The following is an 11,595-nucleotide window of genomic DNA, read 5'->3' on the forward strand; positions in this document are numbered from 1 at the left end:
GATTCAAGGGTCTCCCTCTTTTTGTAGGAGGCGATTCTGTTGTCACAGTTCACCGATATCAGCCGCATTAACGTGTGCGGCGGCGACGGCGGAGCCGGATGCATGTCGTTTAGGCGCGAGGCATTTGTCCCCAAGGGCGGCCCCGATGGCGGCGACGGCGGTCGTGGCGGCAATGTCGTCATCCAGGCCGATGCTCAGCTGTCTTCGCTGATCGATTACCGCTTTAAGCATCACTTCCGCGCCGAGCGCGGCACGCACGGGCAGGGTGCCCGTCGTAACGGTAAGAGCGGTGAGGACCTTATTCTCAAGGTTCCCATGGGTACCGTGGTGCGCGAGCTCGACCCCGAGACGCAGACCCCGATGTTCGAGATTGCCGACTTGGTGCATGATGGCGAGCGCGTCGTTGTGGCGCCCGGCGGTGCCGGCGGTCTGGGCAATACGCACTTTGTGACGTCGGTGCGCCGCGCGCCCGCATTCGCCCAGCTGGGCGAGCCGGCCGAGGAGCACTGGATTGAGCTCGAGATGAAGCTCATGGCTGATGCCGCGCTCGTGGGCTTCCCCTCGGTGGGCAAGTCCTCGCTTATCGCGCGCATGAGTGCCGCCCGACCCAAGATCGCCGACTATCCGTTTACCACGCTCGTGCCCAACCTGGGTATGGTGCGTGCCGGCGAGTACTCCTATGTCGTTGCCGACGTCCCCGGCCTCATCGAGGGCGCGAGCGAGGGCAAGGGCTTGGGCCACCAGTTCCTGCGCCACATCGAGCGTACGGCGCTCATCATGCATGTCGTTGACATGACGGGCGGGTTTGAGGATCGCGATCCGGTCGAGGATTACCGTATCATCAACCGTGAGCTCGAGCAGTATGGCGCCGAGCTTTCGGAGCGTCCGCAGATCGTCGTCGCCAACAAGTGCGATGCGCCGGGCACGGCCGACAAGATTGCCGACCTCAAGCGCGCCGCGCTCGACGATGGACATATGTTCTTTGCCGTGTCCGCCGTGACGGGCGCCGGCCTCAACACGCTGATGCTTGCCGTGGGCGAGCAGGTGGCTAAGCTGCGTGCCGAGTTGGCGGTCTCCGCTGAGCCGGTCGATCTGCGCGACGAGGAGTGGGAGCGCCGCCGTCTGCAGCGCGAGAAGCGTTTCCGCATTGTCCAGGAAGAGCCCGGTGCCTTCCGCGTGGTCGGTCGTGCCATCGAGCGCATGGTCATCCAGACCGACTGGGAAAACGAGGAAGCCGTCATCTACCTGCAGCATAAGTTTGCGCGTATGGGTGTTGACGACGCGCTCGAGAAGGCCGGTTGCCGTGCGGGCGACGAGGTCCGCATTTGCCAGCGCGCCTTTGACTTTGAGGGCGCTGAGGACTTCTCGGAGTACGAGGAGCTCGAGGACGCTGGTGAGGACGTTGCCGTTGAGGCCATTGACGTGGCCGATGCTGCGGATGAGGGCGTCGAGGTTGTCGATGCGGCGGATGCCGCGGACGATGCCGAGACCTCGGAGGGCGAGTAAGCCATGTCGCTGCGCGGTGGAATCGGTTTGCCCGAGCTGCCCATAAAAGAGGGCAAGGAGTTTCGGCTTGGCATTATGGGCGGCACATTCGACCCGATTCATTACGGGCACCTGGTGACTGCCGAGCAGGCGCGCGAGTCGCTCGACTTGGACGCTGTGCTCTTTATGCCGGCGGGCTCTCCCGCCTTTAAGCTTGACAAGCCGGTTACGCCTGCCGAGGACCGTTATGCCATGACGGTCCTCGCCACCGCCGCGAACCCGGCCTTTTTGGCGAGCCGGTTCGAGATTGACCGTCCGGGTGTAACCTATACGGCCGATACGCTTCATGCCCTTCGCGATTTTTACCCGCCGCAGGTAAAGCTCTACTTTATTACGGGCGCCGATGCGATTATCGATATTGTGACCTGGCATGATGCCGAACGAATCGCTGAGCTTGCTACCTTTATTGCGGCGACGCGACCGGGCTTTGATATCGATACGGCGCGTGCCCGAATCAAAGAGTCGGGGCTGCCGTTCGACGTGCGCTATATTCAGATTCCGGCGCTGGCGATCAGCTCGACGAACATTCGTAAGCGAGTTGCCCGCGGCATGAGCGTGCGCTATCTTACGAGCGAGTCCGTGCTCGGCTACATTCGCAAGCGCAGGCTATATGCCGATTTGGGCCAAGAAGATTTTGAGTGATGGGGGCTACGTTGTCGGTAGAGGATCAGTTTGAGGGCGATGAGCGCGCGCTGCTCAAGCGCATTCAAGAGCTGCTCGATGTTCGCATGAAAGATAAGCGCAAGCGCTATGTGCATTCGCTGGGTGTTGCCGAGACCGCACTTCATCTGGCCGAGGTCTACGGCGTTGACCGCTTTGATGCGGCTGCCGCCGGCTTAATTCACGACTGGGACAAGGTTCTTTCCGATGACGAGCTCGTGGCCCGCGCGCTTCACTATGGCATCAAGGTTGCTGGCTCTCCTTCCGCCGCGACGCCGCTTTTGCATGGCCCTGTTGCCGCCTATGAGCTTCCGCAGCTTTTTCCCGAGCTGTCACCGGCCGTTTTCCAGGCTGTCGACCGTCACACCGTGGGTGCCTGCGACATGACGCCGCTCGATATGGTGGTCTTTGTGGCAGATGCCATCGAGCCCAACCGTCACGGCGACTATGCCCATGCGCTGCGCAAGATGGTGGGGAAGTCCTCGCTCGATGAGTTGTTCTTCTCCTGTTTTGCGCAGGGTCTGGTCTTTGTGATCCAGTCCGGGCGCTATCTTTATCCCACGGCTATTACGATTTACAACCATTACGCCCAGCTGCGCTAGCTCGGGTGTGTCTAGAAAGAGGTATTCCATGGCCGACGAGACCATGACTGACGAGCAGATTCTTGAAGGTGTGGAGCACAAGAGTTTCGCTGCCACGTCCGACCGCACCGCCGCCTCGCTGTCCGCGAGCGGTGTCGCCGCCGAGGATGTCGCCCGCGCCGCCGCGCAGGCCGCCTACGACAAGAAGGGCGAGGACGTGCAGGTGCTCGACCTGACCGAGCTTTCCGACGTGTGCGACTACTTTGTGCTTGCCACCGGTACCAACAACCGCCGGGTCGATTCGATTGTCGACGAGATCGAGGAGAAGGTTGCCGAGGCTTGCGGCGAGCATCCGTTCTCCATCGAGGGCCGCGAGCAGAAGACCTGGATGCTCATGGACTACGGCTCGGTTGTCGTCCATGTCTTCACTCCCGAAGCCCGCGACTTTTACCGCCTAGAAAAGCTCTGGGGTGACGCCCCCCAGCTCCCCCTCGACCTCCTCTAGTGGCTCATTTGATATGGGGCTTTTAGCTAGCCTCGCGCATTTCGCCGGGCAGTTGCGGTTTTCCGCACCTGCCCGGCTTTCTATTTTTACAAAGGCGGTTAATCATTGAAGCGGGATTGGCGGCCGAAAGATAGGGCGGTGTCGCCGAACTTGTCTCGGACGGCATCGATCGCGACTGAGAGGTCGCGACGGTCGCTTGATTGGGCTCCGCGGTCGTCGACTTCGCAGAACAGGTCGGTCTGGATGCCGCCCTGATGGTCAAAGTCGCTCATCCCGATACCCGCCAGACGCACATGCATGCCTTCCTGCCAGATGTTGTCGAGCAGTTCGAGCGCAACCGCCACAAAGATGTTCTCATCGTCGGTGGGGTGGGGAAGCCGCCGCTGCGCCGTGCGTCCGCTGCCATACGAATACTTAAGCTTGAGCGTTACCGTGCCGCCCGTCAGTCCCTGACGGCGCAGGCGGCGTCCAACCGACTCTCCCAACAGCGCAATCGCCGCTTCGATGTCCCCACGCTCAGTCAAATCTTTCGCAAAGGTGCGCTCATTGCTCACGGATTTAACCTCGCGTTCCTCATCGAGGCTTGTTACTTCGGATATTTCGAGTCCCAGCGCACGCTGGCGCATGCGTTCGCCGTTGACGCCAAAAATAGAGGCCAAGGTTGATTCCGGTGAACGTGACAGCTCGCCGAGCGTGTAGATGCGCATGCGGCGCAGTCGCTCCTCGGCCGAGCGCCCGATGCCGCTCATGGCAGATACCGGCAGCGCGGCCAAAAAGCGCTGCTCGGTTCCGGGGCGCACGATGGTCAGCCCAAACGGCTTATCCCGCTCGCTTGCGATCTTTGCGACCGTCTTGTTGCAGCCCACGCCAATGGAGCAGGTCACTCCCAGCGCTGCCACGCGGTCGCTTATACGCCGCGCAACCAGTAGCGGGTCTTCGGGCGCAAAGCGACCCGGTGTGATATCGATAAAGGCTTCGTCGATGGATACGCGCTCAACGCGCGGCGTCTCCTCGGCAAGAATCGCCATGACCTGCGCGCTCACCTCGCGGTAGCGATCAAAGTGCCCGTGCGTCCAAATGGCTTGCGGGCACAAGCGCCGCGCCTCGGCCGAGGCCATGGCAGAGTGCACGCCAAAGCGACGTGCCTCATACGAACACGTGGACACGACGCCACGCGAATCGGCGTCTCCGCCCACGATGAGCGGCTTTCCGCGCCATTCGGGATGATCGAGCATCTCCACGCTCGCAAAAAACGCATCGAGGTCCATGAGGCCCACCGCCGGACCCGTCCAGGGCGGCGGCGTGACGCCCATGGCATCCTCATAACCGTATGTATGTTCGCGTCTTTCCATGTCATGAGTATACCGCGCAGCTCATGTGGGGTGCGTGTATGTGCTTGCAAATCCCGAATTCTTGTCTAAGATATGGATTTGCCCTCGACTACACCGAAGAAGTTGGTCTCACGGACTTCACCTGCCCGCGTCGATGGCGTATTATGTTCAACTGTTTGTTTGTAGTTGCAGCCTAAAGCTGCTTGGTTGGAGGAGTTTCCTTTGGCAGTCAAGATTCGCCTTGCTCGTCACGGCGCTAAGAAGCGTCCGTACTACCGTGTCGTCGTCGCCGATTCCCGCGCCCCGCGTGACGGTCGTATCATCGAGGAGGTTGGCCGCTACAACCCGATGACCGCCCCCAAGACCATCAATCTCGACCTCGAGAAGATCGCCGACTGGCAGTCCAAGGGCGCTCAGCTCACCGACGCCGTCGCCGCTCTGGTCAAGGCCGCCAACGAGGGCGAGAAGACCGAGACCGTCGTCAAGAAGTCCAAGAAGCAGCTCGCCAAAGAGGCCGAGGCCGCTAAGGCTGCCGCTGAGGCCGCTGAGGGCGCCGAGGAGTAAATCGTGCCTGAGGTTGACGCTGCACAGCTCGAGGGTGAGGCAATGCTCTCAGATCGCATCGCCGATCTCGTCGAATATCTCGTTGTTCAGATCGTCGACGACCCGGATTCCGTGAGCCTTGAGGTCATCGATGGTGACGACGCCTCCATGATTGAGGTTTCGGTCGCCGAGGATGACGTCGCTAAGGTCATCGGCCGTCGTGGCCGTACCATCAAGGCCATTCGCACGCTCGCCCGTGCACTGGCCGCTCGCCTCGACACTGCTGTCGAGGTAGAGGTTCTGGGCTAGGACCTTGAGGTCCCAGTACAAAAACATCGCCCGTGTGGTCAAGCCGCACGGAAGGAAGGGGGAGGTCCTCGCGCAGCCGCTGCGGGGGCTTCCTTCTGTATTAGAGCCGGGTATGCGCGTCGCCCTGACGCCGCCGGCGCTCAAGCGCGACCGCTTTTGCACGGTCGTGTCCGTCACCGATACGGGCGATGGCGATCTGGTCTCGTTTGAGGGCATTGACGACTTGACGGCCGCCGAGGGCATCACGGGATGCTATGTGTTGGCAAATCGTGACGATTTTGAGCTCGATTCACTCGACGCCGCCTATTCCGACCTGATGGGTCGCGAGGTGGTCGACGAGCGCTTCGGTTCACTCGGTACGATCGTCGAGATCATGTCGACGTCCGCTAACGATGTTTGGGTCGTCGAGGGCGATCGGTACGGCGAGGTACTGATTCCCGTGATCGAGCAGGTTGTGCTCGATCTTCCCGACACAGGAACAATTTCCGTCCACGTTATGGACGGCCTGATCGATATGGACAAGTAGGGAGGACAACATGCTGATTGAGACCCTTTCGGTCTTTCCCGAGATGTTTGAGCCCGTCATGTCCACATCGATTTTGGGCCGCGCCCGCAAGGCCGGCCTTTTTGATTTTAAGGCGTATAACCTGCGCGACTGGACGCACGACCGCCATCGTACCGTCGATGACGAGCCGTACGGCGGCGGGCAGGGCATGCTGATGAAGGTCGAGCCTATCGCCGAGGCTATCGAGGCCATTAGCGCGGAGGGCCCCAAGCCGACGGTGGTGTTCTTCACCCCGTGCGGCGAGCCTTTTACGCAGCATGTGGCCGAGCGCCTGCTCAAAAGCGAGCGCCTGCTGTTTGTGTGCAGCCGTTACGAAGGTGTTGACGAGCGTGCCTATGCGTATGCCGACGAGCGCCTGTCGATCGGCGATTACGTGCTCACGGGCGGCGAGCTTCCCGCTATGGTCGTTGCCGATGCCGTCGTACGCCTGATCCCCGGCGCCCTTGGTGACGAGATGAGCAACGTGGACGAGTCGTTCTCGACCGCCGAGGACGGAGGCCTGCTCGAGTATGCGCAGTACACCCGCCCTGCCGAGTTCAACGGCGAGGGCGTGCCGCCGGTGCTCGTGAGCGGCGACCATGCCAAGGTTGACGCCTGGCGCCGTAAGAATGCCATCGAGCGCACCTGCCGCTGGCGTCCGGACTTGATCGAGACGGCGCGGCTCACGCTCGAGGAGCGCGCTTACGCGCAGGAGATCCTTGACGCTTCGTATTCGCAGAGCGAGGAGTGAGTATGGTTCCTACGCAACATTCCGCGTTGAGGGGCGCTTTTGAGTGGATCGCGGTCATCGCAATCGCGCTCGTGGCCACCTTCCTGATCCGCACCTTTGTGGTCGAGCCCTTTGTGGTGCCCACCGGCTCCATGGAGGACACGATCGAGATTGGCGACCAGATCCTGGCACAAAAGGTGAGCCTCGAGCTCGGTCAGCCCGTCAAACAGGGTGATATCGTGGTGTTCCATAACCCCGATGCCACGTCCGAGCATGACGTGCTGGTAAAGCGCGTCATCGCCACGGCCGGTCAGACGGTCGACCTTCAGGACGGCAAGGTCGTCGTCGACGGCCAGGCGCTCGATGAGGACTATACGACCGGCATGAGCTGGCCGCTTTCGGTCCAGGCGCCCGCCGCCCAGGTGAGCTATCCCTACACCGTCCCCGACGGCTGCGTGTGGGTGATGGGCGACAACCGCGAGAACTCAGCCGACTCACGCTACTTTGGTCCCGTTGATCGCTCTGATTTGATCGCCGTGGCACTCGTGCGTTACTGGCCGCTCAACCGCATCGGCGCTATCGATTAAAAACCGCTATAGTACAGTACCTAACCGTGTATTCGTTTCGACGAGGGGATATTAGAGGCATGAACGCTTCATCGCTTTCCTTCCAAGACATCATCCTGCGCCTCCAGCAGTACTGGGGCGAGCAGGGCTGCGTCATTATGCAGCCCTATGACTCCGAGGTCGGTGCCGGTACCTTCCATACCGCGACCACGCTGCGCTCGCTCGGTCCCGCCGAGTGGCGCACCTGCTATGCTCAACCTTGCCGCCGTCCCGCCGACGGCCGCTACGGCGAGAACCCTAACCGCATGCAGCACTACTATCAGTTCCAGGTGCTCATCAAGCCGTCGCCGGTCAACGCCCAGGAGCTCTACCTGGGTTCGCTGGCCGCCATTGGCCTGGACCCCAACGACCATGACGTCCGCTTTGTCGAGGACGACTGGGAGAGCCCGACCCTGGGCGCCTGGGGCCTTGGCTGGGAGGTCTGGCTCAACGGCATGGAGGTCACGCAGTTTACGTACTTCCAGCAGGTGGGCGGTATCGAGGTCGACCCCGTGCCCGTCGAGATTACCTATGGCCTGGAGCGTATCGCCATGTACGCCCAGGGCGTCAACTCGGTCTACGATCTGGTGTGGAGCTATCTGCCCGACGGCACGCCCATGACCTACGGCGACGTGTTCCTCGAGAACGAGCGCGAGTTCAGTGCCTATAACTTTGAGGTCGCCAACGTCGAGATGATGCGTCAGAAGTTTGACGACTACGAGGCCGAGTGCCATTCCTGCCTGGAGCGCAAACTGCCGCTGCCCGCATACGACTGTGTCATGAAGTGCAGCCACGCTTTCAATCTGCTCGATGCCCGCGGCGCGCTGTCCGCGGTCGAGCGTGCTAACTACATCCTGCGCGTCCGCGCCGTCGCTAAGGCGTGCTGCGAGGCCTACATGGCCGAGGTCGCCGGAGTCAACGAGAATGCCGACCAGGAAGGCGAGGTGGCGTAAGCCATGGCAGACGCTAAGGATTTCCTGTTTGAGATCGGTACGGAGGAAATGCCCTCCGCACCGCTGAACAATGCCGTCAAGCAGCTTGGCACCATGATTGCCAAGGGCCTCGACGAGGCCGGTCTGGCCCATGGCGAGGTCCGCGTGATCTCGAGCCCGCGTCGTCTGGCTGCGCTCGTGGCCAACGTCGCCACTGCGACCGATGAGGTTCACGAGGTCAAGCGCGGTCCCGCGGCTAACATTGCCTTCGATGCCGACGGCAACGCCACCAAGGCCGCCCAGGGCTTTGCCCGCAAGTGCGGTGTGGGTGCCGAGGATCTGGTCCGTCGCGAGGACACCGACGGCCGTGAGTACGTGTTCGCCGAGAAGAACATTCCTTCCGCACCGGCTACCCCGATCCTGACGGCCCTGTGCGAGAAGACCATCGCCGGCCTGCAGTGGCCCAACTACCGCAGCCAGCGCTGGGGCCACGAGCACGCGACGTTCGTGCGTCCGGTCCGCTGGATTTGCTGCCTTCTGGGCGAGGATGTTGTGCCCGTGTCGTTTGCCGACGTGACGAGCGGCAACACCACGCGCGGCCATCGCGTGCTCGGCCCCGGTGACCACGTTGTCGCCAGCCCCGCCGCCTACGAGCAGGTACTCGAGGACGCCGGCGTGCTTTCTGCCGAGCGCCGTCGCGAGGCCATCCTTGCCGGTATCTCCGAGGTCGAGGCCGCTCGCCCCGGCTGCCATGTCGATACGCCCAAGAAGGTCTTTGAGGAGGTCATTAACCTCTGCGAGTGGCCGACGGTGCTCGTCGGTACTTTCGACGAGGAGTTCCTCAAGGTCCCGCACGAGATTATCTGCGAGTCCATGCTCACCAACCAGCGCTACTTCCCGATCTATGACGGCGAGGGCAAGCTGACGCGTGAGTTCGTGGTCGTCTCCAACAGCAAGCCCGAGAACGCCGAGCGAGTGATCGACGGTAACGAGCGCGTCGTGCGCGCCCGTCTGGACGACGCTAAGTTCTTCTACGATGAGGACCTGAAGATCTCCCTCGACGAGTTCCGTGAGCGTCTGTCCAAGGTTGCCTTCCAGGAGAAGCTCGGTAGCGTGCTCGCCAAGTCCGAGCGCATCGAGCAGCTCGCGCTCGCTATCGCCCGCGAGGCTCACCTGGGCGCCCATCTTGCCGCCGACGCTGCTCGCGCCGCACACCTGTGCAAGGCAGACCTGGTGTCCAACGCCGTCGTCGAGTTCACGAGCCAGCAGGGCGTGATGGGCGGTTATTACGCGACCGCGATGGGGGAGAACGACGAGGTCGCCCATGCTATTCGCGATCACTATCGTCCCCGTTTTGCCGGTGACGAGCTGCCCGAGGGCACCGCTGGCTGCATCGTGGCCTGCGCCGACAAGCTCGATACCATCGCCGGTATCTTTGCCATCGGCGAGCCCCCGACCGGCTCCTCCGACCCCTACGCGCTGCGTCGTGCCGCTATCGGCATTATCAACATCCTGCGCGACCGTCTGCCGATCGACCCCACGTCGCTCATCGACTTTGCCCTCGAACTCTACAGTGAGCAGGGCATTGAGTTCGACGCCGCCGAGGTCGCCCAGCAGGTTCGTGACTTCTTCCATGGCCGCCTGGTGAGCATGGCCCGCGACGAAAAGATTCCGGCCGATACCGTCGCCGCCGTCTCCGCGGTGCACATCATCGCCCCGTCCGTCTTCTTCGCCCGCTGCGCCGCCCTCGACGAGGCCCGCAAGAACGACGCTGAGACGTTCGACAACCTGGCGACCGCCTATGCCCGCGCCGCGCATATCTCCAAGCCCGAGCTGGGTGCGGAGTATGACCGCAGCCTGATGGGCGAGGTCGAGCTTGCGCTCGCCGACGCCTCCGAGGCTGCTCAGACCGCCGTCGATGCCGCCCTTGCTGCCGAGGACTACCCGACCGCATTTGCCGCCCTCGCCGCCCTGCGCGCGCCCATCGACCGTTTCTTCGATGAGGTCATGGTCATGGACAAGGACGAGCTGCTTCGCGATAATCGCCTTAAGCTGCTCAACCGCTTCGAGGCCGTTTTCTCCGGCATTGCCAACATCGGTGAGCTTGCCCGCAAAAAGTAAGCCAGCCTGCGCATAAGCGCAAAAGGAGCCCCGCATGGATTGCCCGGTCACCGCTCGTCCCACCGTTATCGTTATCTCCGACTCGCTCGGCGATACCGCTTGTGAGGTGGTGCTTGCGGCGTCCGGGCAATTTGATGAAGGGGCTTTTCGCGTTTTGCGCCTGCCCAAGGTGACCTCCGTGGAGCAGGTCAAGTCATTTGTGGGGCCGCGCGTCGATGCCGACCATCGCGATGTCGCCGTGTTCCATACCATTGTCGATCCGGCGCTTCGCGCCCGCGTGCTCGATTACCTGGGTATGCTGCATATCCGTTCGGTCGACCTGATCGGCCCGACGCTTGCCGTGCTGTCGTCGCTCATCGGTGTGCCGCCCAAGTGCGTTGCGGGCGTGATTCACAAGACCGATGACCGCTATTTCCATCGTATCGAGGCCATGGAGTATTTCGTTGAGCACGATGACGGGCGCGGTTGCGACGATCTGTCGGGTGCCGATATCGTGCTGCTGGGTGTGTCGCGTACATCCAAGACGCCGCTGTCGATGTATTTAGCCTATCAGGGCTACAAGGTCGCCAATGTCCCACTGGCGCATGGCATGGAGCCGCCGAAGTCGATTTACGAGGTTGACCCGATGCGGTTGTTTGGTCTGATCTCGACCGTCGCTGTGATTTCCGAAATTCGCGATAGTCGCTTGGGCGATGACTACGCCCGTGCCGTTGCCGGCTCCTATGCCGAGCCCGAGAGTGTGCGCAGCGAGCTTGAGGAAGCCCGTGCCCTCATGAAGCGCCTAGGCTGCTTTGTGGTGCGTACCGATGGCAAGGCCATCGAGGAAAGCGCTGCCGAGATCATTAGCCACTTGGAGGAAATCCAAGATGCCCGTGCCCGCCGCGCCGCCCGCCGAGCCCAGCAAAGCTAGCTTATTGGGGTAGCTAAAAATGCCCGTCTCTAAAAGACTACCTAAAAATAATGCACGATATTGGTAAAGCGATTTAGCAATAAACTAGCATTTGACCTGCAAGCATCTTGCATTGGTATCTTCATAAGGTAACCAACTTTACCTACCGTTTACCGCCATATTTACCACGTTTACCAACCCCCGCGCCCTCTGCGCAAGCCCGCCCAAAACCCGCCGTATAGTACCCTCACGGCTCGCATTCGGCGGGTCGATTCGTTACCACGGTCGTGCGCGTAAGTG

Annotated in this window: 13 protein-coding genes; 12 read left to right on the top strand and 1 reads right to left on the bottom strand. The window is 61.8% G+C overall.

Annotated features, from left to right (window positions below; translation table 11 throughout):
- Positions 1 to 39: 39 nt before the first annotated feature.
- From obgE to rsfS, 4 genes are all read left to right on the top strand, one after another.
- Positions 40 to 1,506 carry a GTPase ObgE gene (gene obgE, locus DXA43_RS03775; protein WP_199580517.1) on the top strand — a complete coding sequence of 489 codons (1,467 nt, stop codon included), beginning with the start codon at positions 40 to 42 and terminating at the stop codon, positions 1,504 to 1,506.
- 3 nt (positions 1,507 to 1,509) lie between these two features.
- Positions 1,510 to 2,187 (top strand): nicotinate-nucleotide adenylyltransferase, encoded by a 678-nt coding sequence (gene nadD, locus DXA43_RS03780; protein WP_117637231.1) that lies wholly within the window; start codon positions 1,510 to 1,512, stop codon positions 2,185 to 2,187.
- Between the two features lie 86 nt (positions 2,188 to 2,273).
- Positions 2,274 to 2,807, top strand: coding sequence for a bis(5'-nucleosyl)-tetraphosphatase (symmetrical) YqeK (gene yqeK / locus DXA43_RS03785; protein ID WP_199410567.1), 534 nt, complete (start codon positions 2,274 to 2,276; stop codon positions 2,805 to 2,807).
- A 28-nt stretch (positions 2,808 to 2,835) separates the two neighbouring features.
- Positions 2,836 to 3,291, top strand: coding sequence for a ribosome silencing factor (rsfS, locus tag DXA43_RS03790; protein WP_117806299.1), 456 nt, complete (start codon positions 2,836 to 2,838; stop codon positions 3,289 to 3,291).
- A 98-nt stretch (positions 3,292 to 3,389) separates the two neighbouring features.
- Here rsfS and dinB read toward each other — a convergent pair whose 3' ends face one another.
- Positions 3,390 to 4,643, bottom strand: a complete 1,254-nt coding sequence (gene dinB, locus DXA43_RS03795; RefSeq protein WP_197032155.1) for a DNA polymerase IV — start codon at positions 4,641 to 4,643, stop codon at positions 3,390 to 3,392.
- Positions 4,644 to 4,844: 201 nt separating this feature from the next.
- Between dinB and rpsP the strand changes: the two genes are divergently transcribed.
- The 8 genes from rpsP to DXA43_RS03835 are packed head-to-tail and all read left to right on the top strand — an operon-like array spanning position 4,845 to position 11,316.
- Positions 4,845 to 5,186: a 30S ribosomal protein S16 gene (gene rpsP, locus DXA43_RS03800; RefSeq protein WP_022094749.1), complete on the top strand. Its 342-nt coding sequence runs from the start codon at positions 4,845 to 4,847 to the stop codon at positions 5,184 to 5,186.
- A gap of 42 nt (positions 5,187 to 5,228) precedes the next feature.
- Complete coding sequence (locus DXA43_RS03805) at positions 5,229 to 5,474, top strand: KH domain-containing protein (RefSeq protein WP_117806340.1); 246 nt, start codon at positions 5,229 to 5,231, stop codon at positions 5,472 to 5,474.
- 4 nt (positions 5,475 to 5,478) lie between these two features.
- Positions 5,479 to 6,000, top strand: a complete 522-nt coding sequence (rimM, locus tag DXA43_RS03810) for a ribosome maturation factor RimM (RefSeq protein WP_117806300.1) — start codon at positions 5,479 to 5,481, stop codon at positions 5,998 to 6,000.
- A 10-nt stretch (positions 6,001 to 6,010) separates the two neighbouring features.
- Entirely contained in the window at positions 6,011 to 6,769 is a 759-nt protein-coding gene (gene trmD, locus DXA43_RS03815; RefSeq protein ID WP_117806301.1) for a tRNA (guanosine(37)-N1)-methyltransferase TrmD, read from the top strand.
- Positions 6,770 to 6,771: 2 nt separating this feature from the next.
- Positions 6,772 to 7,335, top strand: a complete 564-nt coding sequence (gene lepB / locus DXA43_RS03820) for a signal peptidase I (protein WP_117806302.1) — start codon at positions 6,772 to 6,774, stop codon at positions 7,333 to 7,335.
- 59 nt (positions 7,336 to 7,394) lie between these two features.
- Positions 7,395 to 8,306: a glycine--tRNA ligase subunit alpha gene (locus DXA43_RS03825; RefSeq protein ID WP_006236091.1), complete on the top strand. Its 912-nt coding sequence runs from the start codon at positions 7,395 to 7,397 to the stop codon at positions 8,304 to 8,306.
- Between the two features lie 3 nt (positions 8,307 to 8,309).
- Complete coding sequence (gene glyS / locus DXA43_RS03830; RefSeq protein ID WP_117806303.1) at positions 8,310 to 10,406, top strand: glycine--tRNA ligase subunit beta; 2,097 nt, start codon at positions 8,310 to 8,312, stop codon at positions 10,404 to 10,406.
- Between the two features lie 34 nt (positions 10,407 to 10,440).
- The gene (locus DXA43_RS03835) at positions 10,441 to 11,316 is read left to right on the top strand and encodes a pyruvate, water dikinase regulatory protein (RefSeq protein ID WP_117806304.1); all 876 of its coding nucleotides are present in this window, start codon (positions 10,441 to 10,443) and stop codon (positions 11,314 to 11,316) included.
- Positions 11,317 to 11,595: the final 279 nt, after the last annotated feature.

The sequence above is a fragment of the Collinsella sp. OF02-10 genome, from assembly GCF_003463445.1.
In the GTDB taxonomy this organism is placed as follows: domain Bacteria; phylum Actinomycetota; class Coriobacteriia; order Coriobacteriales; family Coriobacteriaceae; genus Collinsella.

Bases quoted from the DNA above. Each gene is read 5' to 3' on its own strand.
- nadD (WP_117637231.1), top strand. From the start codon at position 1,510: ATGTCGCTGCGCGGTGGAATCGGTTTGCCCGAGCTGCCCATAAAAGAG.
- yqeK (WP_199410567.1), top strand. From the start codon at position 2,274: ATGAAAGATAAGCGCAAGCGCTATGTGCATTCGCTGGGTGTTGCCGAG.
- rsfS (WP_117806299.1), top strand. From the start codon at position 2,836: ATGGCCGACGAGACCATGACTGACGAGCAGATTCTTGAAGGTGTGGAG.
- dinB (WP_197032155.1), bottom strand. From the start codon at position 4,643: ATGGAAAGACGCGAACATACATACGGTTATGAGGATGCCATGGGCGTC.
- DXA43_RS03805 (WP_117806340.1), top strand. From the start codon at position 5,229: ATGCTCTCAGATCGCATCGCCGATCTCGTCGAATATCTCGTTGTTCAG.
- trmD (WP_117806301.1), top strand. From the start codon at position 6,011: ATGCTGATTGAGACCCTTTCGGTCTTTCCCGAGATGTTTGAGCCCGTC.
- lepB (WP_117806302.1), top strand. From the start codon at position 6,772: ATGGTTCCTACGCAACATTCCGCGTTGAGGGGCGCTTTTGAGTGGATC.
- DXA43_RS03825 (WP_006236091.1), top strand. From the start codon at position 7,395: ATGAACGCTTCATCGCTTTCCTTCCAAGACATCATCCTGCGCCTCCAG.
- glyS (WP_117806303.1), top strand. From the start codon at position 8,310: ATGGCAGACGCTAAGGATTTCCTGTTTGAGATCGGTACGGAGGAAATG.
- DXA43_RS03835 (WP_117806304.1), top strand. From the start codon at position 10,441: ATGGATTGCCCGGTCACCGCTCGTCCCACCGTTATCGTTATCTCCGAC.